Origin of the sequence: Allosphingosinicella sp., from assembly GCF_046295735.1 — a bacterium.
In the GTDB taxonomy this organism is placed as follows: domain Bacteria; phylum Pseudomonadota; class Alphaproteobacteria; order Sphingomonadales; family Sphingomonadaceae; genus Allosphingosinicella.
In genome coordinates this window covers 63,574-88,098 of the sequence record NZ_JBKBMQ010000007.1, presented here as the reverse complement: position 1 = coordinate 88,098, position 24,525 = coordinate 63,574, and the positions used below count along the sequence as shown (strand labels likewise).

Annotated in this window: 23 protein-coding genes; 7 read left to right on the top strand and 16 right to left on the bottom strand. The window is 68.6% G+C overall.

All coding sequences use genetic code 11. From position 1 onward, the window contains the following. Positions 1-76: 76 nt before the first annotated feature. The gene (locus ACK4K7_RS08125; protein WP_431865043.1) at positions 77-601 is read left to right on the top strand and encodes a hypothetical protein; all 525 of its coding nucleotides are present in this window, start codon (positions 77-79) and stop codon (positions 599-601) included. Here ACK4K7_RS08125 and ACK4K7_RS08120 read toward each other — a convergent pair. From ACK4K7_RS08120 to ACK4K7_RS08090, 7 genes are read right to left on the bottom strand one after another with little or no spacing between them, the layout of a single operon-like run. Further along, on the bottom strand, positions 586-1,356 hold the full coding sequence (locus ACK4K7_RS08120; RefSeq protein WP_431865041.1) for a HesA/MoeB/ThiF family protein: 771 nt from the start codon (positions 1,354-1,356) through the stop codon (positions 586-588). The two genes, ACK4K7_RS08125 and ACK4K7_RS08120, sit on opposite strands and share 16 nt — an antisense overlap. Continuing rightward, complete coding sequence (dut, locus tag ACK4K7_RS08115) at positions 1,353-1,790, bottom strand: dUTP diphosphatase (RefSeq protein ID WP_431865040.1); 438 nt, start codon at positions 1,788-1,790, stop codon at positions 1,353-1,355. Before dut ends, ACK4K7_RS08120 begins: the two co-directional genes overlap by 4 nt. Beyond that, on the bottom strand, positions 1,759-2,220 hold the full coding sequence (locus ACK4K7_RS08110; RefSeq protein ID WP_431865038.1) for a DoxX family protein: 462 nt from the start codon (positions 2,218-2,220) through the stop codon (positions 1,759-1,761). Before ACK4K7_RS08110 ends, dut begins: the two co-directional genes overlap by 32 nt. Further along, the gene (coaBC, locus tag ACK4K7_RS08105; RefSeq protein ID WP_431865036.1) at positions 2,207-3,403 is read right to left on the bottom strand and encodes a bifunctional phosphopantothenoylcysteine decarboxylase/phosphopantothenate--cysteine ligase CoaBC; all 1,197 of its coding nucleotides are present in this window, start codon (positions 3,401-3,403) and stop codon (positions 2,207-2,209) included. The genes ACK4K7_RS08110 and coaBC overlap by 14 nt, the downstream gene beginning before the upstream one ends. Then, entirely contained in the window at positions 3,400-3,648 is a 249-nt protein-coding gene (locus ACK4K7_RS08100) for a nucleotidyltransferase family protein (RefSeq protein WP_431865034.1), read from the bottom strand. Before ACK4K7_RS08100 ends, coaBC begins: the two co-directional genes overlap by 4 nt. A 4-nt stretch (positions 3,649-3,652) precedes the next feature. After that, a complete protein-coding gene (ubiB, locus tag ACK4K7_RS08095) occupies positions 3,653-5,185 on the bottom strand; it encodes a 2-polyprenylphenol 6-hydroxylase (RefSeq protein ID WP_431865033.1) in 1,533 nt (510 codons plus the stop codon). 1 nt (position 5,186) lies between these two features. Further along, the gene (locus ACK4K7_RS08090) at positions 5,187-5,915 is read right to left on the bottom strand and encodes a class I SAM-dependent methyltransferase (RefSeq protein ID WP_431865031.1); all 729 of its coding nucleotides are present in this window, start codon (positions 5,913-5,915) and stop codon (positions 5,187-5,189) included. A 48-nt stretch (positions 5,916-5,963) separates the two neighbouring features. Here ACK4K7_RS08090 and mutM point away from each other — a divergent pair, with 48 nt between their 5' ends. From mutM to dnaA, 3 genes are all read left to right on the top strand, one after another. Then, on the top strand, positions 5,964-6,776 hold the full coding sequence (mutM, locus tag ACK4K7_RS08085; RefSeq protein WP_431865029.1) for a bifunctional DNA-formamidopyrimidine glycosylase/DNA-(apurinic or apyrimidinic site) lyase: 813 nt from the start codon (positions 5,964-5,966) through the stop codon (positions 6,774-6,776). A gap of 98 nt (positions 6,777-6,874) precedes the next feature. Beyond that, positions 6,875-7,138, top strand: coding sequence for a 30S ribosomal protein S20 (rpsT, locus tag ACK4K7_RS08080; protein ID WP_431865027.1), 264 nt, complete (start codon positions 6,875-6,877; stop codon positions 7,136-7,138). A gap of 450 nt (positions 7,139-7,588) precedes the next feature. After that, positions 7,589-8,968: a chromosomal replication initiator protein DnaA gene (dnaA, locus tag ACK4K7_RS08075; RefSeq protein ID WP_431865025.1), complete on the top strand. Its 1,380-nt coding sequence runs from the start codon at positions 7,589-7,591 to the stop codon at positions 8,966-8,968. Between the two features lie 63 nt (positions 8,969-9,031). Here the strand turns inward: dnaA and ACK4K7_RS08070 are convergent, their stop codons facing one another. Beyond that, positions 9,032-10,840: a winged helix-turn-helix domain-containing protein gene (locus tag ACK4K7_RS08070; protein ID WP_431865230.1), complete on the bottom strand. Its 1,809-nt coding sequence runs from the start codon at positions 10,838-10,840 to the stop codon at positions 9,032-9,034. 225 nt (positions 10,841-11,065) lie between these two features. Here ACK4K7_RS08070 and ACK4K7_RS08065 point away from each other — a divergent pair, with 225 nt between their 5' ends. Then, on the top strand, positions 11,066-12,385 hold the full coding sequence (locus ACK4K7_RS08065; RefSeq protein WP_431865023.1) for a YadA family autotransporter adhesin: 1,320 nt from the start codon (positions 11,066-11,068) through the stop codon (positions 12,383-12,385). A gap of 99 nt (positions 12,386-12,484) precedes the next feature. Here the strand turns inward: ACK4K7_RS08065 and ACK4K7_RS08060 are convergent, their stop codons facing one another. The 4 genes from ACK4K7_RS08060 to secB form a co-directional block, all read right to left on the bottom strand. Beyond that, positions 12,485-13,159, bottom strand: coding sequence for a DUF4136 domain-containing protein (locus tag ACK4K7_RS08060; protein ID WP_431865022.1), 675 nt, complete (start codon positions 13,157-13,159; stop codon positions 12,485-12,487). Positions 13,160-13,305: 146 nt separating this feature from the next. Continuing rightward, a complete protein-coding gene (trpS, locus tag ACK4K7_RS08055; RefSeq protein WP_431865020.1) occupies positions 13,306-14,307 on the bottom strand; it encodes a tryptophan--tRNA ligase in 1,002 nt (333 codons plus the stop codon). A gap of 17 nt (positions 14,308-14,324) precedes the next feature. After that, positions 14,325-15,893, bottom strand: coding sequence for a murein biosynthesis integral membrane protein MurJ (murJ, locus tag ACK4K7_RS08050; protein ID WP_431865018.1), 1,569 nt, complete (start codon positions 15,891-15,893; stop codon positions 14,325-14,327). Between the two features lie 93 nt (positions 15,894-15,986). Beyond that, positions 15,987-16,523, bottom strand: coding sequence for a protein-export chaperone SecB (secB, locus tag ACK4K7_RS08045; RefSeq protein WP_431865016.1), 537 nt, complete (start codon positions 16,521-16,523; stop codon positions 15,987-15,989). 209 nt (positions 16,524-16,732) lie between these two features. Between secB and ACK4K7_RS08040 the strand changes: the two genes are divergently transcribed. Beyond that, positions 16,733-17,380 (top strand): Tim44/TimA family putative adaptor protein, encoded by a 648-nt coding sequence (locus tag ACK4K7_RS08040; RefSeq protein WP_431865228.1) that lies wholly within the window; start codon positions 16,733-16,735, stop codon positions 17,378-17,380. Positions 17,381-17,408: 28 nt separating this feature from the next. Here the strand turns inward: ACK4K7_RS08040 and ACK4K7_RS08035 are convergent, their stop codons facing one another. From ACK4K7_RS08035 to rimO, 4 genes are all read right to left on the bottom strand, one after another. Further along, a complete protein-coding gene (locus ACK4K7_RS08035) occupies positions 17,409-18,344 on the bottom strand; it encodes an NlpC/P60 family protein (RefSeq protein WP_431865014.1) in 936 nt (311 codons plus the stop codon). Beyond that, on the bottom strand, positions 18,256-18,600 hold the full coding sequence (locus ACK4K7_RS08030; RefSeq protein ID WP_431865227.1) for a MarR family transcriptional regulator: 345 nt from the start codon (positions 18,598-18,600) through the stop codon (positions 18,256-18,258). The genes ACK4K7_RS08035 and ACK4K7_RS08030 overlap by 89 nt, the downstream gene beginning before the upstream one ends. Before the next feature lie 135 nt (positions 18,601-18,735). Next, a complete protein-coding gene (locus ACK4K7_RS08025) occupies positions 18,736-20,127 on the bottom strand; it encodes a leucyl aminopeptidase family protein (RefSeq protein WP_431865012.1) in 1,392 nt (463 codons plus the stop codon). An 87-nt stretch (positions 20,128-20,214) separates the two neighbouring features. After that, positions 20,215-21,546 carry a 30S ribosomal protein S12 methylthiotransferase RimO gene (gene rimO, locus ACK4K7_RS08020; protein WP_431865011.1) on the bottom strand — a complete coding sequence of 444 codons (1,332 nt, stop codon included), beginning with the start codon at positions 21,544-21,546 and terminating at the stop codon, positions 20,215-20,217. Between the two features lie 116 nt (positions 21,547-21,662). Here rimO and ACK4K7_RS08015 point away from each other — a divergent pair, with 116 nt between their 5' ends. After that, a complete protein-coding gene (locus tag ACK4K7_RS08015) occupies positions 21,663-24,512 on the top strand; it encodes a M16 family metallopeptidase (protein ID WP_431865009.1) in 2,850 nt (949 codons plus the stop codon). Positions 24,513-24,525: the final 13 nt, after the last annotated feature.

The following is a 24,525-nucleotide window of genomic DNA, read 5'->3' as shown; positions in this document are numbered from 1 at the left end:
GGCGAAAGGACGTGCCGGTCATGGTTGACCGGCCGTTCACCACGCGCATTCCCGCCCCCTTTACCCGGCCCGAACTATGACCATGTCCATGCCGACCGGTCGTCTCCAGATCAGCCGAGGACATGAACGCGGCGATGCGCCGCACGCCGAAGGGCCGCGCCTGCGGCTGGTGGGAGCGGGCGAGCCGCCGCCCGCCCCGGCGGCTCCTGCGCCGCCCGAAGTTGCGGCGGAGCCGGCGCCGGCGCCGGCACCGGCGACGCTCGATTATCATCTGGTCCATGACCGGCTGACGGCGCTCGAGCGCTTGTCCCGGCTCCATGAGCAGGGCGCGCTCTCGTCCGACGAATTCGCGGCGGAGAAAGCCGCCATTCTCCGCCTGCCCGCCGAAGAGCTGGTGCTGCGGGCTCCGGCCCCGACACAAGAGCCGGCGCGGCGCCCGGACCGGATTGCGCGACCGCGCGGGCCGTCGCTGCTCAGCCGGCTGTTCAGTTGGAAGTTCCTGCCCGTCGGCGCCGCCGCGGGTCTCGCTTTGTCCTGGTACGCGCAGCCGCGCGAGACGGTCGCGTTCCTCGAACAGGCGGCGCGCTATCTGGGCGCCTGACCGTTCCCGCAGGCGCTGCAGGCGGGATCCTTGACGATCCGGATGGTCTTCATCGCCGGCTTCAGCCCGTCGAAGATGTGGAGCTTGCCGTTCGGCGCGGCGCCGAAGCCGGCAATGGCCCGGATCGCCTCGAGCGCGGCCCAGCTGCCGGCGATCCCCGCCATCGCCCCGAGCACGCCGAGTTCGGCGCAGGTGTCGCAATCCTCGGCATCGAAGGCGTCGCCCACGAAGCAGCGGTAGCAGGGCAGGTCCTCCTCCCAGCCGCGGAACGTCCCGACCTGCACCTGGAAGCGTCCGATCGCCGCCGAGACGAGCGGGATGCGGGCGGCGGTGGCGTGGTCGGAAACGGCAAGCCTGGTCGCGAAATTGTCGCTGCCGTCGACAATGACGTCGGCGGCGCCGATCAGCGCCGCCGCATTGCCGGCCGCGATCCGCGCGCGAACGCCTTCGAACCGGGCGTCCGCGTTGAGCCGCGCCGCCGCATCCGCCGCCGCTTCGACCTTCGGCCGCCCCACGTCGGCGGTTCCGAACAAGGTCTGGCGCTGAAGGTTGTCCAGGCTCACATGATCGTCGTCGATCACCCGCAGCCGCCCGATGCCGGCCGCGGCGAGATACTGGATGACGGGTGATCCGATGCCGCCCGTTCCGATCACCGCCACCGTGGCGGCGAGCAGCTTCATCTGGCCCTCGCCGCCGATTTCCCGAAGCACGATGTGCCGGGCGTAGCGGTCGAGCTGTTCGTCGCTGAGGTTCACCGCCCGGTCGAGCCGAAGCCCCCTTCGCCGCGAGCGGTGGCGTCGAGATCGTCCACTTCGGCAAAGCGCGCCTGCGTCACCGCCGCGGGCACGAGCTGCGCGATCCGCTCGCCGCGCTTCACCTCGAACGGTTCGCTACCGAGATTGGCGAGGATCACCTTCACTTCGCCGCGATAATCGGCGTCGATCGTGCCGGGGGTGTTGAGGCAGGTGATGCCGTGCTTCAGAGCGAGGCCGGAACGGGGCCGCACCTGCACCTCGAACCCCTCCGGAATGGCGATGGCGAAGCCGGTCGCGACGGCATGCCGGCCGCCCGGCGGCAGGGTCACGTCCTCGGCCGCGACCACGTCCATGCCGGCGGCATGTTCCGTCGCATAAGCGGGCAGCGGCAGGCCTTCGCCGTTAGCGAGCCGCTTCAGCCTGATCTCGATCATCGTTCCTCCGCCCGGCAAGCCATGGGTCGAGCGCGTAGCGCCCGGCGCCGACGGTTGCAAACAGGATGCCGAGGAAGACGAGGATCAGGGCCGGCCACCAGCCGGGAAAGTCCTGCGGCCAATGCACCATCCACACCGCGACGGTGAAGTTGAACGCGGTGACCAGCCCCGCCCAGCGGGTGGCGAGGCCGAGCAGGAAGGCGAAGCCGCACAGGAACTGGGCCCAGACCGACAGCGGCGCCATCAGCTCCGGCGCCAAGAAACCGAACTGATCGAGGAACTTGACGAATTCGTCCATGCGCTCGGCGCTGAACACATTGTCGTGGCTTTGCCAGATCAGGAAGGCGCCGGTGACGCCGCGCAAGAGCAGCAGGCCCAGGTCGCCGAACCGGGCGAGCGGCGTCAGCAGCAGCCAGTCAGTGCCCCTCATCCCGCCCCTCCAGCGCATCGGCGATGCGGCTCGCCAGCCGCTGTGCGATATCGCGCTTGGAGGCCTTGTCCCAACCCTCAACTCCATGGGGTGTGACGAGGTGGACCTGGTTCGAATCGCCGCCCATCACGTCGCCGGACACGTCGTTGGCGACGATCCAGTCGCAGCCCTTGCGGCGACGCTTGGCCTCGGCTTCGGCGACGACGTCGTGGGTCTCGGCGGCGAAGCCGACCACGAGTGGGGGGCGGCGGTCGGACCGGGACAGTCGTTCCAGGATATCGGGATTGGGCGACCAGTCGAGCGTCGGCGGGCCGTCGACCTTCTTGAGCTTGGCGGTCGCCGCCTCGACCCGCCAGTCGGCCACGGCGGCGACCAGCACGGCCGCGTCGGCGGGCAGCGCCGCGGTCACCGCCGCTTCCATCTCGCGCGCCGTTTCGACATCCACCCGCTCTGCGCCATAGGGGGTCGGCAGTGCGACCGGACCCGCCACCAGGGTGACGCGGGCGCCGAGTTCCGCCAGCGCGTCGGCGATGGCGAACCCCTGCTTTCCCGACGAGCGGTTGGCGATCACCCGCACCGGATCGATCGGCTCTTGGGTAGGCCCGGCGGTGACGAGAACGTGGCGGCCGGCCAAGCGTCCCCGGCCCGCGAAATGCCGCCGGATCGCCGCGAGGATCGCCTCGGGTTCGGGCAGGCGTCCCGGGCCATATTCGCCGCAGGCCATGTCGCCTTCGTCGGGTTCCAGCACGGTGACGCCGTCCGCCCGCAGCCGGGCGACGTTGCGGGTGGTCGCCGCATGTTGCCACATGCGCACGTTCATGGCCGGGGCGGCCAGCACCGGCTTGTCGGTCGCAAGGAGCAGGGTGGTGGCGAGATCGTCGGCGATGCCGGCCGCCATCTTCGCCAGCAGGTCCGCTGTCGCCGGGCAGACGACGACCAGGTCCGCCTCGCGGCTGAGCTGGATATGGCCCATCTCGACCTCGTCCTTGAGGTCCCAGAGCGAGGTGTGGACCGGCTGTTCGCTGAGCGCGGCCAGCGTCATGGGCGTCACGAACTCGGCGCCGCTCCTCGTCAGCACGCAGCGGACGCTCCCGCCCGCCTTGCGGATCAGCCGGACGAGCTCGCAGGCCTTGTAGGCCGCGATCCCGCCGCCGACGATCAGGAGGATGCGCAATCCGTTCACCCGCCGAGCCGCTCGCGCGCGATAAGGGCCACCTTGCTGCCGAGGATTTCTTCGAGCCGGATCATAGCGCCCGCCAACGCCATGAAGCCGAAAAGCACGCTCCCCGGTTCGTAAAGCAGGCCGGCGTCATTCGTGGCCGGTTTGCCTCGGGCGGCCGAGCCGAACAGATAAAGCTTGCCGATCCCGAGCTTTCGAAGCTCCGGCTCGCTCTCGTTGAGCCTGCGAAGAACCTCCTGCCGCGTCATCCCATCAAGATAGGAGAAAGACCGCCGACGCGCCAGCGCTGGCACTGAGCAAGCCGACGGCGAAATAGCGCCAGAAACCACCCCTTCGAACCAGCCGAACTTCGGGCAGCGGCGGCCCCGGCGGGGCGGCGCCGGGCGGGGGGTAGTAATAGTCGATCCGCCGGATGAGCTCCGGGATCTTGCGCAGGGTCCTGAAGTCCTCGACCAGACGGTCGGCGAGCTGCGTCTCGGGGCCAAGCTCGCTTCTCAGCCATTCGCGCAGGAACGGCTCGGCCGTCTCCCACATGTTGATGTCGGGATCCAGGGCCGTCGCCACGCCTTCCTCCATCACCATCGTCTTCTGGAGCAGAAGCAGGTGGGGCTGGGTGGGCATGTCGAAATCGCGCGTGATCTTGAACAGGCCGTCCAGCATCTGTCCGACCGAAATGTCCTTGACCGGCAGACCGCGGATCGGCTCGCCGACCGCCCGTAGCGCGGTCGCGAACTCCTCGAGATTGTGGTGAGCCGGCACATATTGCGCCTCGAAGTGGATTTCCGCCACCCGCCTGTAATTGCCGGTGATGAGGCCGTAGAGGATCTCCGCCAGCCACATCCGCGCCCTGCGGTCGATGCGGCCCATGATGCCGAAATCGATGACGGCGAGGCGGCCGTCGGGCAGTGCGAACAGGTTGCCCTGGTGAAGATCGGCATGGAAGAAGCCGTCCACCACCGCCTGGCGCAGGAAAGCGCGCACCAACGTGGCGGCAAGCGCCTTGAGATCGTGCCCGGCGGCGACCAGCGCCTCCCGGTCGGTGAGTTTCAGCCCGGCGATCCATTCCAGAGTCAGCACCCGCCGCGCGGTCCGCGACCAGTCGATTTCGGGCACGTAGAAGCCGCTTTCGGCGATCATCGCCTCGCGCAGCTCCGACGCGGACGCCGCCTCGCGACGCAGGTCGAGCTCGCGCGCCGTCCACTGGCGGAAGGTCGCGATCACCAGCCGGGGCCGCAGCCGCGCCGCCTCGCCCCCCATGCTCTCGACCTGCGCCGCCGCCCATTCATAGGTTTCGAGCGCGCGGGCGAAATCCTCCTCGATATTGGGCCGCAGCACCTTGACGGCGACCAGCCGGCCCTCGGTGGTGACCGCGCGGTGGACCTGCGCGATCGAGGCGGCACCGATCGGTTCGGGATCGAATTCGCGGAACATCTGCTCCAGCGGCCGTTCCAGCGATTGCTCGATCGCGGCGCGGATCTGATCGAACGGCGCGGGGGGCAGTGCGTCCTGAAGGCGGCTGAGGTCGTCGGCCGCTTCCTGTCCGACGATGTCGGGGCGCGTGGCGAGCGCCTGGCCGAACTTGATCGCGGCCGGACCGATCGCCTGGAACGCGTCGGCATAAGCCGGTTTGTCGGGAACCCGGGCGCCCAAACGGGCGATCTTCGCCAGTCGTCGCACCGGCGGCGGCGTCAGCACGTCGCGCTCGATCCCGCGCAGGGCGCCGTGCTTCGCCAGCACCCGGCCCCATTTCAGGAGGCGCCAGATATGAACCGCGGGGTGGGTCAAATCAGATCTTCCAACCGCTGTGGATGGCGACGAGGCCGCCCAGGATCGGTTCCACCTTCACCTGGGCAAAGCCCGCATCGCCGATCATACGCGCGAAGCCCGGCATGTCGGGGAAGCGGCGGATCGACTCGATCAGATAGCGGTAGCTTCCGGCATCCCCCGCGACGAGCCGCCCGAGCCGCGGCACGATGTCGTGGCTGTAGCGGTCGTAGACTTCGGAAAAGCCGGGCCAGGTGGTGGTCGAGAATTCGAGGCAGAAGAAACGTCCGCCCCGTTTCAGCACCCGGTGCGCTTCGGCCAGCGCCTGGTCGATATGAGTGACGTTCCGGATGCCGAACGCGATCGTATAGGCGTCGAAGCATGCGTCGCCGAAGCTCAGCGTCTCCGCATTCTCCTCCGCCCAGACGAGCCCGTCGATGCCGCGCGCCTGCGCCCGGTCGATGCCGACCGCCAGCATCTCAGGATTGATGTCGGCGACCGTCACGCGGGCGCCGGCACGGGCGAGGCGGAAGGCGATGTCGCCCGTCCCGCCGGCCATGTCGAGGATCGCCTCGCCGGCGCGCGGCCGCACCCGGCTCACGAAATGCGCCTTCCACAGCCGGTGCATGCCGCCCGACATGACGTCGTTCATGAGATCGTAGCGCCGTGCCACGTTGGAGAAGACGCCGTGCACCCGCCGGGTCTTCTCCTCCGGCGGCACGTCCTCATAACCGAAAGAGACCTTGTCCATGGCGCCCGCCTCTAGCAGGGGGAACGGGCGTGTGAACAGGAAGAACGGATGCCCGAACTGCCCGAAGTCGAAACGACGGTCCGCGGACTTGCGCCGGTGCTGGAGGGGCGACGGATCGCCGCCATCGAGCTGCGGCGGCCGGACCTGCGCCGCGCCTTTCCGCCGGACCTGCGTCAGAGGCTCACCGGGGCGCGGGTCGCCGCGCTCGGCCGGCGCGCCAAATACGGGCTGATCGATACCGACCGCGGCGACACCCTCGTCTTCCATCTCGGCATGTCGGGCCGCTGGCGGATCGATCCCGAAGATCTAGGCAATCACGACCATGTGGTGATCGAGACGGAGGAGGGACGGCGGCTGGCGCTGAACGATCCGCGCCGCTTCGGCTCGCTCGACCTGGTGCGGACCGAGGAACTCGCGGCCTGGGGGCCGTTCGCGCGGATGGGGCCGGAGCCGCTGGGGGACGGTTTCGACGGCGCCTATCTCGCCGCGGCGCTCGAAGGCCGCACCGCGCCGATCAAGGCGCTTCTGCTCGATCAGCGGATCGTCGCCGGGCTCGGCAACATATATGTCTGCGAGGCGCTCCACATGGCCGGCATCGCGCCGGGGCGGGCAGGGGGGCAGATCGCCACCGCCCGGCTCGACCGGCTTGCCGCGGCGGTGAAGACGGTGCTCGCCGCCGCGATCGAGGCTGGCGGCTCCAGCCTCCGCGATTATGCGCGGCCCGACGGGGAACTCGGCTATTTCTCGAACCAGTGGCGGGTCTATGGCCGCGAAGGCGAGCCCTGCGGCTGCGGCGCCCCGATCCGCCGCCGCGCGGAAGGCGGCCGGTCCACCTTTTTCTGCGCGAAATGCCAGCGCTGACGGTTGACCTCCGGTTCCCCTTCAACTAGAGGCAGCCCCCGAGCGGGTGCGGTACTATGCCGCGCCCTTTTCATTTCAGCGATACGAGGCATTCGAAGATGGCGAACACGCCGCAGGCAAAGAAACGCATCCGCCGCAACGCGCGCCGCGCCGACATCAACCGCTCGCGCGTCAGCCGCATCCGGACCTACGTCAAGCAGGTCGAAGCCGCGATCGCCGCCGGCGACAAGGATCAGGCGCAGGCCGCGATCCGCAAGGTGCAGCCGGAATTGCTGCGCGGCGTCACCAAGGGCGTCATCCACAAGAACACGGCGGCGCGGAAGATCTCCCGCCTGTCGAAGCGGATCGCCGCGCTCGGCTGAACCGCTCCGGACGATCCGGAACAGCGACCCGTCGGCCCGCGGCCGGCGGGTTTTTTGTCGATTCCCGCTGTCCCGGAAAAAGCCGAGCAATTTCCGCGATTCGCGCGATGGTTATTGAAACGTAACCCGGCTGTCACATTTTAAACCGTTGATATTGTTAGCGTTTTGAAGTCCGGAGGACGCGAGCCACGCATTTGCGTGTCAACGACTTTATTTGCCCTCCGGCCAATTTTCTCCCCTTGATCGGCGCACGCCGTGATCCCTAAAAACAGGTTCCGACGGAGCGAATCTCCGCTCCGGAAGACACTTTGCAAAACGATGTTCTTCATCGGCTGCGCCGGGGGGCGTTCGCCGTGGGGGTGATCTTTGCGCCGTATAAACGCCGCGTTTAGAGCGGCAGAGGATAGGGGGTGCCACAGCGTGGACCAGTCGCCAGCCGCAGGCGGAGCCTTGCCGAACGCGACCGACGGGACCGATCCCTTCGTCGCGGCGTGGGAATCGATTCGTGCGGGACTGCGCCGCGATTGCGGCGTCCGCACCTTCGACGGATGGCTCCGGCCGATCGCCCTCGGCGCCTTCGAAGCGGAAAGCGGCACGCTGACGCTTGAGCTTCCGTCCCAGTTCATGGCCGATTGGGTGCAGACCCACTTCGCCGAGCGGCTCCAGCTCGCCTGGCGGGGCGCCCTGCCGGTCGTGCGTCATGTCGCCGTGCGGGTCGGCGCTGCGGCGCCGCGCACCGCCGCCGCCGCCCCGATCCCGGCCGCGCCCGAGGAGCCCGCTCCCGCCGCCGTCGACGACGGCGCCTTCGCCGCCCAGCTCGAGCCGCGCTACCGTTTCGAGAATTTCGTGGTCGGCAAGGCGAACGAAGTCGCGTTCAACGCGGCGCGCACGCTCGCCAGCGCCGACAACGTCGCCTTCAATCCGCTGTTCATCCACGGCGGCACCGGCCGCGGCAAGACGCACCTTCTCCACGCCATCGGCCACGAATTCCGCGAGCGCAGGCCTGGCGCGAAGATCGTCTATATGTCGGCCGAAAAGTTCATGGTCGAATTCGTCGCCGCCTTGCGCGCCAACGAGACCATCCGCTTCAAGCAGGATCTGCGCTGCGCCGATCTGCTGATGATCGACGACGTCCAGTTCATCGCCGGCAAGGAATCGACCCAGGAAGAATTCTTCCACACGATGAACGAGATCATCTCGGCCGGGCGCCGGCTCGTCATCAGCTCGGACCGGGCGCCGCAGGACTTGGACGGGATCGAGCCGCGCATCCTCTCGCGGCTCAGCTGGGGGCTGGTCGCCGACATCAACCAGGCGGATCTGGAGCTCCGGCTCAACATCATCGTCAAGAAGCTCGAAAGCCTTCCCGACGTGAAGGTGCCGACCGACGTTCAGATGTTCCTCGCCAAGCGGATCAGCTCCAACGTCCGCGAGCTCGAAGGCGCGCTCAACCGCATCGCGGCCTATGCCGTGATGCAGAACCGGCCGATCGACCTCGATTTCGTGACGGAGGTCCTGGCGAACATCCTGCGCGCCAACCAGCGCCGCATTTCGATCGACGAGATCCAGTCCAAGGTCTCCGACCATTATCGCATCCGCAAGGCGGAGATGACCTCCGCGCGCCGCGCCCGCGAGGTCGCCCGCCCGCGCCAGGTGGCGATGTACCTGTCGAAGCAGCTGACGCCGCGTTCGCTGCCGGAAATCGGCCGCCGCTTCGGCGGGCGCGACCACACCACCGTCATTCATGCCGTGCGCCAGATCGAGAAGCTGCGCGCCCAGGACGCCGAACTCGACGCCGACATCCGCCTGCTCACGCGGCAGCTCGAAAACTGATCGATTGCGGGGCCCGAACGGGCAAAAGGGGGAAGGGGAGGCGCCCCGCGGCGCCTCCCCTTCTTACGCTCCTGTCGCTTTGAGCAGGCGATCGGCCTCTGCGCGGCAGTCCAGTGGGATGCTCTGGCAGAAGTCGGGCCAGCGATTATTGGCGCTCCAATATTCGAGCAATCCGAGCCGCTGGGCGACCGTGAAGAAGCGTCTGTCGGACCGGAGGGGCCGGAGAGGGGGCCGGAACAGGATGTCGGTGCTGGTCCGCATCCCCGCGAGAGCCTGAGGGTCTTCGAGAACGGCGAAGGCTTGGTCGATCTTCCCGAATTGGCCGAGAGCGGGAAGATGCATCTGCGGCATGTAGGGATGGCGGCGCCACACGCGTCCGGTGCTTTCCAGCAAGGCATCGACGTTAGCCGGCGTCGGATCGGCCCGCGCCCGCAGCAGCAGCATGTTGGGTCCGTTGGCCTCCGCAGAGCCATAGGCTTCCACCTCGCCCCGCTCGATCGACTTCAGCAGCGCGGCGGCATTTCCGTAGCGTAGGTCATAGGCGTAGCGCGCGCCTCTTATCTGCGGCGACCGCGGCGACATCGCCTCCGCCAACTCCAGCTCGCGTCGCGCCTCCTCCACAATTCCTGCGGACAGCAGAGCCCGGATGAGCGTCTCGCGGTGCTCGGGCGCGACCGGGTCGAGCTCGACCGCGCGCCGCGCGCTTGCCGCAGCATCCGACACGCGGCCAATCGCCGCGAGAGAAACGGCCATGGCGTCATGGAGGTGCGCGGAGTCGGGAGCGATCGCCAGCCCGCGTTGGCGCAACTCGAGGACCTTCTCCCAATGCGCGGGATCGACGAGTAGCGCGGCGGTCGCCCAAGTGAGACCGATGCCCGGATCGAGGCGGCGGGCCCGCAAGAGATGCTGCCGTGCCGCGGCCCGAAGCTCCTGCTTGTGCGGAGTGTCACTGAAACTGCCACGGCCGCCCAGCGCATAGCCGAGCATAGCCTCCACCTGTGCCAGCCGCGCCCAGGCGACGGCCAGATCGGGGGCTTCGGCAGCCGCCTGCTTCAGCATGCGCGCCGCGATCTCGTCCTGCTCCTCTCGCGCCCTCACGCATCCTGCGATGTACAGACGCAGAGCCTTGCCGCTTACCGTCGATCTGGGCGGTCCCGCCTCGAGCGCGCAGAAGAGCGCTCCGCCGACGGCGCCAGCAGCCCTGCTGCGCAGCAGGCCGGTATTCGCGACGGGTACCTGCAAGCTTGATGACCAGAGCAGATCGCCTGAGGGGCCTGTCATGCTGAGATCGACGACCTCGTTCACCGCGCCGCGGCGGCTCGTCACGACGATCCGCAAATCCCCCCCGTCACCCTCGCGCAGTTCCAATGCGGCCTTCGACCCCGCAAGTCGCAAGAAACGCTCGATGTCGAGCGCCAGCTCGCCGGTGAGCGGCTGCGTCCCTCGCGCGTCGACCTGAATAACCGTGACACTGGCTGCCACGGGGCGAGAACCCCAGGCCAGGAGCGCGCCGCCCAACAGGAGAAAAGCGGCACCCGCAAGTGCCAGCCGGCGGGCGTGTCGCTTCGGCCGCGCCGCGGTTCCGCCACCTTCGGCCGCCGGCCGCAGCACGATGCGGTAGCCGACCTTGCTGATCGTCTCGACCGCCAGTTCGCCGTCGCCAAGCGTCCGGACCACTTCGCGAACCCGGGAGATGGCACGGTGGATGGCATTGTCGCTGACAATGCGGCCGTCCCAACATCGCTCGATCAGATCGTCATGGCTCACGATCGTGCCGGGAGACTCCGCCAGGGCAACGAGAACCTGCATTGCGCGGGGTTCTAGCGTTTCGTGCCGGGAACCTCGGACGACCTGCCGCACGGCGGGTTGCATCTCGATCGGTCCCAGCCGGAATGGACCCGTCCGGGCGAGGTTGATGCAACCGGGTGAAACCGCCTCCATCTTCCGCTCCCTCCCCCAAGGTCGTGCGGGTGTCGCAAGATATCAGAGTTCCGTCAGGGATTCATCAGCTTTCAGTCCTTTGCCGCTTCCCCGCCCGAGCCAATGCTTGGCGGGCTCGCCCGGCTCAGGTGCGGGCGTCATCGGAGGAGAGATCCCATGTTCCGCATCGATCGCAGACAATTGGTCCTGCTCGGCTCCTGCTCGTTCCTGGTGGTCAATCCGTTGCCTGCCGCGGCGGATCCGACGCCGGAGTGCAACGTCGGGCCTGGCGTCAACAGCACCGAGTGCGGCGCCAATTCCGCAGCGACGGGCAACAACGCGACGGCCGTCGGCAACGGTGCGACCGCCTCAGGTGTGAACGCCACCGGCGTCGGCGCGTCCTCCACCGCGGCCGGCAACGGATCCGTCGCCATGGGTGGGGTCAATCCCGCATCGGGGGTCGCGACCAACGCCGCCGGGACGGTCAGCCTCGCGATTGGAGCGGGCGCCCGTACCACGGCGGCGGCGACGGCCGGGACTGCGATCGGGCCGAACGCCTTGTCGTCGAACGTTGGGGCGCTGGCCTTGGGCGGGCGGACCCAAGCTACCGCGCTGGGAGCGACCGCGCTCGGCAACGAATCCGCCGCGACGGCCGATTATTCCCTGGTGGTCGGCTATCAAGGCACCGCCAGCAGCGCCGGCGCGATCGCGATCGGTCGCACGACCCAGGCCAGCGGCCTGGCCGCGGCGGCTCTGGGCGAGGCAGCGGCGGCCTCCGGCGAAAACGCCATCGCGCTTGGCGTCGCCAGCCAAGCCAGCGGGCTCGCCTCTTCAGCACTGGGCTGGCAGGCGAACGCCAGCGGAATCGCATCGACCGCCCTCGGCCACAACACCGTCGCCGACAATATCGGAACGACCGCCGTGGGCGTTGCCGCGCGGGCGCAGGCCGCGGGCGCGACTTCGGTCGGCCGGCTGTCAGGCGCTTCGGGCGTCGCCTCGACGGCGGTGGGCGCCTCTGCCTCGGCGACGGCCACGAACAGCGTCGCGCTGGGCAGCGGCTCCGTCGCAAACCAGGCGAACACCGTGTCGGTCGGGGCCGCGGGAGCCGAACGCCGCATCGTCAATGTCGCCGCCGGAACCGCCGGCACCGACGCGGTCAATCTGGCGCAGCTCCAGGCGCTGAATGCGTCGCTGGGCCAAGGCCTCGCGGGGGTCCAGACACAGCTCGACACCATCTTCGACCTGCGGACGCGCGACCGCCGCGATATGAAGCAAGGCGTCGCCGCGGCCGTCGCCATGGCGGACGCCCCGATGCCCTCGGCCCCGGGGCGTATCAGCTACACGCTGAACGGCGCCATCTTCCGGGGCGAGGCAGCGATGGGCGGCTCGTTCCTCTACCGGCTGCAAGGGGACGCGGTGTTCGCCATAGGCGGCGGCTTCTCCTACGCCGGCAACAAGAATAGCGCCGCCAGGATCGGCATCGCCGGCGAGTTCTAAGCCATCACCCCAAGGTGGGGCCGCCGTGGGTGCCGCGGCGGCCTTGAGGCGGGGCCGCGTTCCTCCGAGCGCGGTCCCGCCACCTTTCTCCCGCGAAACTCAGCGCTGGCGGGGGGAGGGGACGGTGATGCGCACCGTCTCGCCCGAATTGCCGGGGAAGCCGGTGAACATGGCTTCGACGAGATTCGGCACCAGCGCCGGCAGCGCGTTGGTGGTCGAGCGGGCCTGGGCGATGCCTTCGAACAGCGCCTGGCCGTCCGCAGTGCGGCGGATGTTCATGTCCAGGAACGAGGTGAACACCGTGTAGGTATCGATGTCGTAGCCGCCGCCGAACGGCGAGAAGAACGGATCGTGCCAGCCGTAGAAGAAGGGATGGCGCGGATGGCCGTAATAGCCGAAGCGGGAATAGACCGGGCGATAGCCGAAGCCGTAGCCCCAGCCGTAGCGGGCGAACGGATCGGGACGCGCCACCACCTGCTCGCGGCCATTGTCGACGCCGTAATCCAGCTCGACAACGAAGCTCGCCTGCTCAGCCGACGGCGCCTCGCTATAGCCCTGTGCGATCAAGTGGCGGCGGACGAGATCGGCATATTGGGCGAATTCGAGCCCGCCGCGCTTCTGCTCGTCGGCGGCCTGGATGACGAAGGTCTGGCCCTGCGGCGCCGGCATGGCCTGGAAGCGCGACACCTGGGTCGGGAGGCCGGCCGCGCAGCCGCCAAGCGCGAGCAAAGCGACGGGGGCGGCGAGCGTCAGGAACTTCTTCTGGAGAGACATGATACGCGTGCCTTTCGGGAACAGGAGAAGTGGAGAATATACAGCAACTTGCGCTAATCTCCAAACGCTGAACCGGGGCTGAAGCGCGGTGGACCGAGGGCCGCTCCTCGTCGTGAGAAGTAGCTTGATTGGTGGCGCTCGAGCGCTCAGCCGCCGCTGCGTCGTAGCCCGACCGCCTGATAGGCCCCGTCGAGCGTCGGCCGCGCGCGCTCGGCTGCGCGGGTCGCGCCCGTTTCGAGGATGCGGTCGAGTTCCGCCGGGTCGGCGCGGAGCGCGTCGAGCCGCGCCTTGATCGGCCGAAGCGTCTCCACCAGCAGTTCGGCCAAAGCCGGTTTGAATGCGCCGAAGCCCTGTCCGGCGAACTGCGCCAGCACGTCCGCCGGCGTGGCGTCGGACAGCTCGGCATAGATGCTGACAAGGTTGCGCGCCTCCGGGCGGCCGTCCAGCTCGTCCACCGTCTCCGGCAGCGGCGCGGGGTCGGTCCGTGCCTTGCGGATCTTCTGGGCGACCGTGTCGCTGTCGTCGGTCAGGTTGATGCGGCTCATGTCGGAGGGGTCGGACTTGGACATCTTTGCCGTGCCGTCGCGCAGGCTCATGATCCGCGCCGCCGTCGCGCCGATCAGCGGCTCGGGCAGGGTGAACAGCTCGACGCCATAATCGGTGTTGAACTTGGTGGCGATGTCGCGGATCAGCTCGACATGCTGCTTCTGGTCCTCGCCGACGGGCACGTGGGTGGCCTGGTAGAGGAGGACGTCCGCGGCCTGCAGCACCGGATAGGCGTAGAGGCCGACGCTAGCGCCTTCCTTGTTCTTGCCGGATTTTTCCTTGAACTGCGTCATGCGGTTCAGCCAGCCGATCCGCGCTGTGCAGTTGAGGATCCAGGCGAGCTCGGGATGGGCGGGAACCCGGGCATGGTTGAACAACACAGAGCGGCCTTGGTCGATCCCGCAGGCGATCAGCGCGGCGGCCATCTCGCGCACGTTGGCGGCGAGTTCGGCGGGGTCGTTCCACACGGTGATTGCGTGGAGGTCGGCGAGGAAGAACAGGCACTCGGCCTCGTCCTGCATCCGCACCCAGCGGCGGATCGCCCCCAGATAATTGCCGAGGTGAAGGTTGCCGGTCGGCTGGATGCCGGAGACCACGCGCATGGAAACTACTCTCTCTTCTAGGCCTGTTTGCGCCGCCGCATCAGCGCCTTCAGCTCGGCGAGGGTGAAGGCGCGGGTGGCGAAGCTGGCCGCCGCATAGACGATGAAGCCGCCGCCCACCAGCAGGCCGAGGCCGAGCACGCGCAGCTCGAACCCGCCGGCGAGTAGCGGCCGGATGAACGGGTTGATCACGAGCAGCGCGCCGGCCATCAGCAGCGCGGCGATCGCCAGCCGGCCGATATGGCTGGCGAGCACCCGGTCCATCTCGAAATGACCGCGCTTGCGCAGCGCGAGGTAGAGCAGGGTGACGTTCACCCAGGACGCGATCGCGGTCGCGAGCGGCGGGCCCACATGGGCGAGCGGCCAGATCAGGATGAGATTGCCGACGAGGTTCACCGCGATCGCGACGAGGGCGAAGCGCAGCGGCGTCTTCATGTCGGCGCGGGCGTGGAAACCGGGGGTCAGCACCTTGATGAGGATATAGGCCGGCAGGCCGAGCGAGAAGGCGGCGAGCGCCCAGGCGGTGGCGATCGTGTCCGCTTCCGTGAAGGCGCCGTACTGCAGAAGGCCGCGGATGATCGGCTCGGCCGAGACGATCAGCGCCATCGTCGCCGGCAGGGTGAGAAAGAGCGCGAGCTGCAGCCCCTTCTTCTGGAAGTCGAGCGCGCCGCGATCGTCGCCGCTCGCGATCATCCGGGCGATGGTCGGAAGCAGCACCGTGCCGAGGCCGATGCCGACCAGGCCCAGTGGCAGCTGGTTCAGCCGGTCGGCATAATAGATGTAGGAGATCGAGCCTTCCGGAAGGAAGCGGGCCGCCAGCATCGTCGAGACGAGCAGGTTGATCTGCATCGCGCCCGTGCCGGCGGCGGCCGGCATGATGAGCCGCATCAGCTGGCGCACATCGTCGTTGAGCCGCGGGCGGCGGATGCCGAGCTTCACGCCCGCCTGACGGCAGGCGAGTACCAGCCACACAAGCTGCAGCGCGCCGGCCAGGGTGACGCCCCACGCCTGCGCCCGCGCCGTGTCGTAATCGGTTGGCCCATGGAAGAAGAGCAGGGCGCAGATGAGGACGAGGTTGAGGATGATCGGCGCGGCCGCGTTGACCCAGAAGCGGCCGAGCGAGTTGAGGATGCCGCCGAGCAGCGACACCAGCGCGATGAACAGCAGATAGGGAAAGGTGATCCGCGCCAGCTGGACGGCGAAGGCGAACTGCTCGGGCGTGGCGTCATGGAAGCCGCCGGACAGGATCAGCACCGCCGGGCCCGCGAAGATCATCATCAGGCCGGTGAAGATGATGAGCACCGGCAGAAGCACCGCCAGCGCGTCGCCGGCGAAGCGATAGGCCTTGGCGAGGCTGCCGCCTTCCTCTCCCACCTTCTTGTTGAACATCGGCACGAAGGCCGAGGCGAAGGCGCCTTCCGCAAACAGAGCGCGGAACATGTTGGGAAGGCGGAAGGCGACCAGGAAGGCGTCGGTCGCGAAGCTCGCGCCCAGGAAGCGCGCCATCAGCATGTCGCGCACGAAGCCCAGCACGCGGCTGACGAGCGTCAGGCTTCCAATCGAGCCCAGAGCGCGGACGAGGCTCATGCCGCGCCTCCGTTGGGCACGGCGGCGGCGCGGGGGAGGCGGGCGCCGCGCGCGCCGTCTGGATCGGACATGGCGCCGCCCCCTTTCCCGCGATCAAGCCTGGCCGGTGATTTCCCCGGCCTGACCGCCCGAAGCTTCCGCCTGCCGCTGCGCCGCCTGCTGCATGTAGAGCGAGGCGAAATCGATCGGCTCCAGCATCAGCGGCGGGAAACCGCCGTCGAGCACCGCGTCCGAGATGATCCGGCGGGCGAAGGGGAAGAGGATGCGCGGCGCTTCGGCCAGCAGGAAGGGCTGAAGCTGCTCCTCCGGCACGTTGCGGAGCGCGAACAGGCCGGCATAAAGCAGGTCGACCATGAAGGCGGTCTGCTCCTGGCCTTCGAGGCCGGTGCCCTTGGCGGTGACGGTGATCTGAAGGACGACCTCGTGCACGTCGTCGCCGACCTTGCCGGCGCCGATGTTGAACTGGACGTCGATCGCGGGCTGGCCCTGCCACTGGTAGACATGCGGGGCGTTCGGATTTTCGAAGCTGAAATCCTTCACATATTGCGACAGGATGCCGACCTGCGGCAGATCGCCGCCGCCGTTGATCGCCTGCCCGCCCGCGCCCAGAGCGCCCTCTTCTTCGGCCATGTCTTTCAAACCTTGTGGAAATGGTGAATCCGGGCCGCGGCCGGAAGGCCGCCGCCGTCAGCCGCGCCGGGTAGCAGGCGCGGGGAAGCCGCGCAACATGTTGCCCGGCCGAGCGTTCGTTCGGCGGCGGCCGATTTGAACTGCGGGCGCATCGCGCCTATGTAGGGCGTAGCGCGCCGCGAGCGGCGCCCCAGCGGAGAAAAAGGGTGATTGTCGAGATCGTGTTGCTTGCCATGGTGGCCCTGTTCGTGGGCCTGCGGCTCTACGCCGTGCTCGGTCAGCGCACCGGTCATGAGCAGCAGCCCGTGGCCCGGCCGGATACGCCGGTCGCGCGCGATCCGGTCGGCGGCACCGCCGATGCACCCGCCGACCGCGTCGAGCCTTCCGGCCTCGTCTACGAGCAGGGGGCGGCCAACGGCATCCGCGCGATCATTTCCGCCGATCCGAGCTTCGACGTCGCGCGCTTCCTCGACGGCGCCCAGGCCGCCTACCGGATGATCCTCGAGGCCTTCTGGAAGGGCGATCGGGATGAACTCGACTTCCTCGTCGGGGGCGATGTTCGCGCCGCCTTTGAAGAGGCGATCAACGCGCGCGAGGCCGCTGGCCATGTGCTCCACAATCGCCTGGTCGCGATCGAGCGGGCGGTGATCGAGGATGCGCGTCTGGCCGGAGCCGCGGCCGAAATCGTGGTCCGCTTCGATGCCGACATCGCCGCCGTCACCCGGGACGCGGAGGGCGGCGTGATCGCCGGCTCGCTCAGCGACGCGGTCGAGACGCACGACGTCTGGACCTTCCGCCGCGACCTTGCGAGCCAGGATCCGAACTGGCTGCTCGTCGAGACCGACGAAGCCGCCTGATTTCCTGAACCGGGCGTCCCCCGGGACGTCAGACCCGCCGTCTTTCCAGCACCGGCGCGCGCTCGGCGACGCTGGCGAGCGGCTCCACGCACACTTTGCCGGCGGTGCGGCTGGCGTGGATCATCATGAGGTCGTCGAGCATGATGCCGACATGGCGCTCCATGAAGACGAGGTCTCCGCGCCGCACCGGCTCCCCGGCGGCGACCGGTTTGCCGGCGATCCGCTGAAGGTCGCTGTCGCGCGGCAGGTCGATGCCGCAAAGGCCGAAGGCGAGCTGGACCAGGCCAGAACAGTCGATGCCGTTCGCCGTCCGTCCGCCGAGCAGATAGGGAGCGCCGTACAGCCGCTGGGCGACCGCGGCCGGGTCCTCCTCATGATCCTCGATCCGCCGCAAATACGACATCGGAACGCAGCCAAGATCGCTGGCGAGGCAGGCGCCATGCTCCTCGCCGATGAGGCGTGAGCCCATCGGCAAATGCGCGAGCACCGGGGCGCGGATGTCGTCCTCCGGATGGATGGGGGCCGATGCCTCGCAGACGATATGAGTCGGCGCCGCCGCGTCGGTCAGCTCGATCGCCTCGACATAGCCGACATAATGGTCGTGGCAGCTATAGCCCCAGGCCCAGCCGCCGGCATATTCCAGCACCGCGAACATCTCGCCGGGCAGAAGTTCGGAAGCGGCATCGCCCTGCGCCGACGGCTTTTCATGCAGCAGGATCGGGCGGGCGCCGCAGGCGCGGACGAGAGGCCGGGCATAATGCGGCGCGAACAGCCGGCCGGCGAGCGCGATATCGGCGAGGTCGCGACGGTGCGCGTGAATGCGCGGGTCGAGCTTCAGCGAAGGTCCGGCAAGCTCGAACCGTTCCGCCGGCGCGTCAGCCGTGCTGGAGGATGAATCCCCGTTCGCGGCTGGATCTGCGGGCGGCGCCGCCGTCCTGTTCGAGATTGCGTTCGAAACCTTCAAGGAATTCCTGTCCCGTGCTGGTCTTCGCCACAAACACATTGCGGCGGTCCGCCTCGTCGCGGACGCGCCGCAGATAGCCGAGCGAACCGAGCGTGTTCAAGGCGCGCGTGATGACGGGCTTCGAAACGCCGAGAATGTTGGCGAGGCCGCGCACGGTGTGGGGGCCAGGGGTCAGATAGACGAGCAGCATCAGCGCCATCTGGCGATTGGTGAGATCGGGCTGACCCGACCGCACATAGTTGATCAGCGTCTGCATCCAGCTTCTGAGAGCACGATCCGACACTGGCGCTTCTCCGATTGCAAGGGGTGGCACGTTTCGGAGGTACAACCAGTGGAATGGGTTTTCGTTTCGTTATCCATTGGATTTCAGCGCAAAAAACGGCGGTTCGTCTCAGCCGCCCCAGCGCTGCTTCAGCATCGACCAGGCCGCTCGCAGTCCCAAAGCGTCGCCGCCCTTCGGTCGCCCGGGCCGCGCCGAAGCACGCCAGGCGAAGGTGTCGAGATGCGCCCAGGCGGTCTCGTCCGGCACGAATCTCTCGAGGAACAAGGCGGCGGTGACCGCGCCGGCCATCCCCCCTTCGGCGGCGTTGGACAGATCGGCGACGTCCGAGGACAGCATTTCGTGATAGTGCTTCCACAGCGGCAGCCGCCACAGCGGATCGGCGACCGACTCGCCCGCCTTCAGCAGGTCCCCGGCCAGGTCGTCGCGATTGGCGAAGAGGGCCGGCAGGTCGGGTCCGAGCGCCACCCGGGCGGCGCCTGTGAGGGTGGCGAAATCGAGGATCAGCTCGGGCGCATCCTCGACGGCGCGGGCAAGCGCGTCGCCCAGGATCAGCCGCCCCTCGGCATCGGTATTGCCGATCTCGACGGTAAGGCCCTTGCGGCTGCGCAGAATGTCGCCCGGGCGGAAGGCGGCGCCGGAAATGGCATTCTCCACCGCGGGGATCAGAAGGTGGAGGCGGACCGGCAGCCGCAGCCGCATCACCAGCCAGGCGAGCGCCAACGCGTGAGCGGCGCCGCCCATGTCCTTCTTCATCAGCCGCATGCCGGCCGAGGGCTTGATGTCGAGCCCGCCCGAATCGAAGCAGACGCCCTTGCCGACGATGGCAAGGCGCGGATGGCGCTGGTCGCCCCATTCGAGCTCGATGAGGCGTGGCGCGCGCTCCGGCGTCGCGGCGCGGCCGACCGCGGCAATCATCGGATAGCCGTCCTCCAGCTCGGCGCCGCGGGTCACCCGCAGTTCGGCGCCGCAGGGATCCGCGACCTCTTTCGCCGCCGCTTCGAGCTCCGCCGGGCCGAGGTCGGCAGCGGGCAGGTTGACGAGGTCGCGCACCAGGAACGTCGCCTCGGCGATCGCCACCGCCTCCGCGATCCGGGCGGGATCGTCGGAGAGCAGCACGCGCGGCCCCTTCCGCGCTTTGTCGTCCTTGTAGCGGGTGAAGCGATATTGGCCGAGTAGCCAGCCGAGCACGGCCGGTCCCGGCGAGCGGTCCGCCACCCGGTAGCTCCCCTCGGGCAGCAGGTCGGCCGCCCGGGACAGGCACCAGACGCTCGGATCGGCGACATTGGCGACGCCGAGCGCCGCGAACCACTGATCCGCCGCGTCCCCCGGCAGGATGGCGAACTGATAGCCTTCCGCCTTGAAACCTTGCGCCTCGGCCGAGCGCCGCGCCCGCTCGGGCAGGTTCTTCAACCAGGCGTCGAAGCCTTTCTTGTCGACCAGATGAAGCGGAGTGGCGCGCTGGCCCTTGTCGGCGAGCAGGAGCGGGGAAAGGTCATGCATGCACCGACCTTAGCTGAGCCCAGCCCACCTCACCAGCCGCGGCTCGCCCGATCAACGCTACCCTGAGGTCAGCATCGTACGACTAAGCTACGCGACCGGCGCTCCGTAGAGGTCGTGCTCGTCCGCATCCTCGATCAGCACTTGGAGGATGTCGCCGGCCTTCGCGTGCGGCGCGTCGCGCAGGTGGACCTCGCCGTCGATCTCGGGCGCGTCGGCGTAGGAGCGGCCGGTGGCGCCGCCTTCGCCGTCGGCGAGGTCGATGATGACGTCGAGCGTGCGGCCGATCTTCGCCTGGAGCTTGGCCGCCGAAATGGCCGCGGTCTTCTCCATGATGCGGGCGTAGCGCTCTTCCTTCACCTCCTCGGGGACGGCGCCGGGCAGGTCGTTGGCGGCGGCGCCCTTCACCGGCTCGAAGCGGAAGGCGCCGACGCGGTCGAGCTGCGCCTCTTCCAGCCAGTCGAGCAGATAGTCGAAGTCGGCATCGGTCTCGCCGGGAAAGCCGACGACGAAGGAGGAGCGGATCGCGATGTCGGGGCAGATGTCGCGCCAGTTCCGGATGCGCTCCAGCACCTTCGCTTCGTTGGCCGGCCGCTTCATCGCGCGGAGCACGTTGGGCGCGGCGTGCTGGAAGGGAATGTCGAGATAGGGGAGAACCAGCCCCTCGGCCATCAGCGGGATCACCCGGTCGACGTGCGGATAGGGATAGACGTAATGGAGCCGGACCCAGGCGCCCAGCTTGCCGAGTTCCCGGGCGAGGTCGGTCATGTGGGCGCGCACCTCGCCGCCCTTCCAGGGCCAGGAGGCGTGGCGCAGGTCGACGCCGTAGGCCGACGTGTCCTGGCTGATGACCAGCAGCTCCTTCGTCCCCGCCGCGACCAGCTTCTCTGCCTCGCGCAGGATCGCATCGGGTCGGCGGCTGACGAGGTCGCCGCGCAGCGAGGGGATGATGCAGAAGCTGCAGCGATGGTTGCAGCCTTCGGAGATCTTCAGATAGCTGTAGTGCCTCGGCGTGAGCTTGAGGCCGCTTTCGGGGACGAGGTTCAGGAAGGCGTTGGGCGGCATCGGCGCCGCATCGTGAACCGCGCCGACCACATCCTCATATTGCGCCGCGCCGGTGATGGCGAGCACCTCCGGGAAGCGCTCGCGGATCACGTCGGCTTCCTTGCCCATGCAGCCGGTGACGATGACGCGGCCGTTCTCGGCGATCGCCTCGCCGATCGCGGCCAGACTCTCCTCCTTGGCGCTGTCGAGGAAGCCGCAGGTGTTGACCAGCACGACGTCCGCGCCGGCATAATCGGGCGACATCTGGTAGCCGTCGGAGCGGAGCTTGGTCAGGATCCGTTCGGAATCGACCAGGGCCTTCGGACAGCCGAGCGAAACCATGCCGACCTTGGGCGGGGAGGGGAGTTCGAGCGCCATGAGAGGCGCCCACATAGTGGCAGATGCCCAAGAATTCCAGAGCGCAGGCTTGGGGGGTGGCGAAGCGGGCGGTTCGCGCCTAGCCTGTGGCCGATTTCGAAGCGGGAAGGGTAAAGATGCGGGTTTTGAAGCACTTGCTGCGGGCCTCGGCGGCCGCGCTGACGATCGCCTCCGGCCACGGTGCCGCCGTCGCCGCCCAGCCGGCGGCGGCCGAAGCGGCGGTGCGGCAGCTGATGCCGGTCGAGCAGTTCCAGCTCCCCAACGGGCTGCGCGTCGTCTTCCACATCGACCGGTCGGACCCGGTGGTCGCGGTGGCGCTTGCCGCCCATGTCGGCTCGGCGCGCGAGGAGCCGGGCCGCACCGGCTTCGCCCACATGTTCGAGCATCTCTTCTTCCTGGATTCCGAGAATCTCGGACCCGGCGGGCTCGACGCGCTGAGCTCGCGGATCGGCGGGTCGGGCGCGAACGGCTACACGACCCGCGACCTCACCGTCTATCTCCAGACCGTCCCGCGCGACGCGCTCGAGAAGATGATCTGGGCCGAGGCGGACAAGCTCGGCTTCTTCATCAACACGGTGAGCGAGGAGGTGCTCGCCAAGGAAAAGCAGGTCGTCAAGAACGAGAAGCGCCAGTCGAACGACAACCAGCCCTACGGCCATACCGACACCGTGCTGGTCGAGAACCTCTATCCGCAGGACCATCCTTATTCCTGGCCGGTGATCGGATCGCTTCGCGATCTCGACGCGGCGACGCTGGAGGACGTGCGCGCTTTCTACCGGCGCTGGTACACGCCCAACAACGTGACGCTGGTGGTCGCCGGCGACTTCGATCCGGCGCAGGCGCGCGCCTGGGTCGAGCGTTATTTCGGCGAGTTCGCGCGCGGGGCGGAGGCGCCCGACATGGCGCCGCGCCCGGCCGCGCTCGGCGCCACGCGGTTGCTGTTCCACGAGGACAATATGGCGCAGCTTCCGCAGCTCACGGTCGCCTGGCCGACCGTGCCGGCCCATCATCCCGATGCACATGCGCTCAACCTGCTGCTCGACGTGCTCACCGACGGCAAGACGACTCCGCTCCATGCCGTGCTGGTGGAGGAGGAGCGGCTGACGAGCGCGGTCGGCGCCGGCGCCTACCCCGGCAAGGTCGCCGGAGAGATGCGGCTCCAGGTGCGCGCGTTCGACGGCGTGTCGCTCGACCGGGTGAAAGCGGCGCTCGACGCCGGCTTCGCCCGCTTCGAGTCGCAGGGCGTGGACGTCGCGGCGCTGGAACGCGCCAAGACCCAGCGCGAAGTCGCCTTCTACGACCGCATCTCGAGCGTGCTCGGCAAGGCGTCCGCCATCGCCACCTATGCGGTCCATGCCGGCCGGCCCGACTTCGCCGACGAGGACGTCGCGGCGCTGCGCGCCGTCAGCGCCGCGGACCTGCGCCGCGTCTACGAGACGTACATCAAGGACCGGCCGTTCGTTGCGGCGAGCTTCGTTCCGCGCGGCAAGCCGGAACTCGCGCTCGCCGGATCGCGGCGCGCCGAGGTTTATGAGGAGCCGATCGTCCAGGGCGCCGAAGCGGATGTCGCGCCGGTCGCCGCCACCGGCTATGCACGGACGCCCTCCGCGTTCGACCGGACCGTCGAGCCGCCCTATGGCGAGGCGCCGGCGCTCAACCTCCCGGACATCTGGCAGGCCGCGCTTCCCAACGGGCTGCGGCTTGCCGGGATCGAGGACCATGAGCTGCCGATGGCCCGCTTCGAGATCGCGATCGACGGCGGCAGGCTGATGGATCGGCTCGACCGCCCGGGCACCGGCAATCTCGTCGCCCAGATGCTGAAGCGGGGCACCCGGCGGTTGACCGCCGCCCAGTTCGAAGAAGCGCTGAAGTCGCTCGGCGCCGAGATCGACGTCGGGCTGGAGGATGAGCATTTCGTCGTTTCCGGCGCGACGCTCGCCCGGAATTTCGAAGCCACGATCGCGCTCGTCCAGGAGATGCTGCTGACGCCGCGCTGGGACGAGGACGAACTGGCGCTCGCCAAGGCGGCGGTCACCAGCGCGATCCAGAGCCGCAAGGTCCAGCCGAACGCGGTGGCGCATCGCATGTTCGAACGGGTGACCTTCGGCGAGAACCACATCTATGCGCGCGATCCGCTCGGCACCGAAGCCTCGGTCGCGGCGCTGACGATGGACGAGCTGAAGCGTTATCACGCCGCCAATCTCGCGCCCAATATCGCCCGTTTCCGTGTGGTGGGAGCGATCGGGCGCGACCGGGTGGAGGCGGCGCTGGCCGGGCTCGGCCGCGACTGGCGCAGCCGCGATGTCGCGATTCCCGACTGGCCCGCGCCGCAGGCGCCCGATCGCGCGCAGCTCTTCTTCTACGACATTCCGGGGGCGAGCCAGTCGGTCTTCGCCTTCGGCTATCCCGGGCCCCGGCGGGCGGCGGAGGATCATTATCCGGCCAACGTCATGAACTACATTCTGGGCGGCGGCGGCTTCGCCTCACGGCTGATGCAGCAGCTGCGCGAGGGCAAGGGCTATACCTACGGCATCTACAGCCAGTTCGCCGGCGGCGTGCGCCACGGCCGCTTCCAGCTGATGAGCGGCGTGCGCGCCAACGTGACGCTGGAGGCGGCGCAGCTCACCCGATCGATCCTCGCCGACTATGCGGGCAGCTTCTCAGAAGCGGATCTCGACGTCACGCGCAGCTTCCTTACCCGCAGCCGCGCCCGCGCTTTCGAGACGCTCGACGCGAAGCTCGATTATCTCGGGCAGGTGACCGATTACGGTCTTGCCGCCGATTATCCGCTGCGCGAGCAGGGGATCGTCGACCGGATGAGCGTCGCCGAGGTCCGCGACCTCGCCCGGCGCTACGTGCGGCCCGATGCGATGACCTATGTCGTCGTCGGCGACGCCGCCACCCAGGCGGAACGGCTGAAGGCGCTTGGGCTGGGCGATCCCGTCATCCTGCGCAGCCTCGATTAGCGGCGGCTTGATG

Coding starts and splice junctions, on each gene's coding strand:
- ACK4K7_RS08125 (WP_431865043.1), top strand. CDS start 77: ATGACCATGTCCATGCCGACCGGTCGTCTCCAGATCAGCCGAGGACAT.
- dut (WP_431865040.1), bottom strand. CDS start 1,790: ATGATCGAGATCAGGCTGAAGCGGCTCGCTAACGGCGAAGGCCTGCCG.
- ACK4K7_RS08110 (WP_431865038.1), bottom strand. CDS start 2,220: ATGAGGGGCACTGACTGGCTGCTGCTGACGCCGCTCGCCCGGTTCGGC.
- ACK4K7_RS08100 (WP_431865034.1), bottom strand. CDS start 3,648: ATGACGCGGCAGGAGGTTCTTCGCAGGCTCAACGAGAGCGAGCCGGAG.
- ACK4K7_RS08090 (WP_431865031.1), bottom strand. CDS start 5,915: ATGGACAAGGTCTCTTTCGGTTATGAGGACGTGCCGCCGGAGGAGAAG.
- mutM (WP_431865029.1), top strand. CDS start 5,964: ATGCCCGAACTGCCCGAAGTCGAAACGACGGTCCGCGGACTTGCGCCG.
- rpsT (WP_431865027.1), top strand. CDS start 6,875: ATGGCGAACACGCCGCAGGCAAAGAAACGCATCCGCCGCAACGCGCGC.
- ACK4K7_RS08070 (WP_431865230.1), bottom strand. CDS start 10,840: ATGCAACCCGCCGTGCGGCAGGTCGTCCGAGGTTCCCGGCACGAAACG.
- ACK4K7_RS08065 (WP_431865023.1), top strand. CDS start 11,066: ATGTTCCGCATCGATCGCAGACAATTGGTCCTGCTCGGCTCCTGCTCG.
- ACK4K7_RS08060 (WP_431865022.1), bottom strand. CDS start 13,159: ATGTCTCTCCAGAAGAAGTTCCTGACGCTCGCCGCCCCCGTCGCTTTG.
- trpS (WP_431865020.1), bottom strand. CDS start 14,307: ATGCGCGTGGTCTCCGGCATCCAGCCGACCGGCAACCTTCACCTCGGC.
- murJ (WP_431865018.1), bottom strand. CDS start 15,893: ATGAGCCTCGTCCGCGCTCTGGGCTCGATTGGAAGCCTGACGCTCGTC.
- secB (WP_431865016.1), bottom strand. CDS start 16,523: ATGGCCGAAGAAGAGGGCGCTCTGGGCGCGGGCGGGCAGGCGATCAAC.
- ACK4K7_RS08030 (WP_431865227.1), bottom strand. CDS start 18,600: ATGCAGACGCTGATCAACTATGTGCGGTCGGGTCAGCCCGATCTCACC.
- ACK4K7_RS08025 (WP_431865012.1), bottom strand. CDS start 20,127: ATGCATGACCTTTCCCCGCTCCTGCTCGCCGACAAGGGCCAGCGCGCC.
- rimO (WP_431865011.1), bottom strand. CDS start 21,546: ATGGCGCTCGAACTCCCCTCCCCGCCCAAGGTCGGCATGGTTTCGCTC.
- ACK4K7_RS08015 (WP_431865009.1), top strand. CDS start 21,663: ATGCGGGTTTTGAAGCACTTGCTGCGGGCCTCGGCGGCCGCGCTGACG.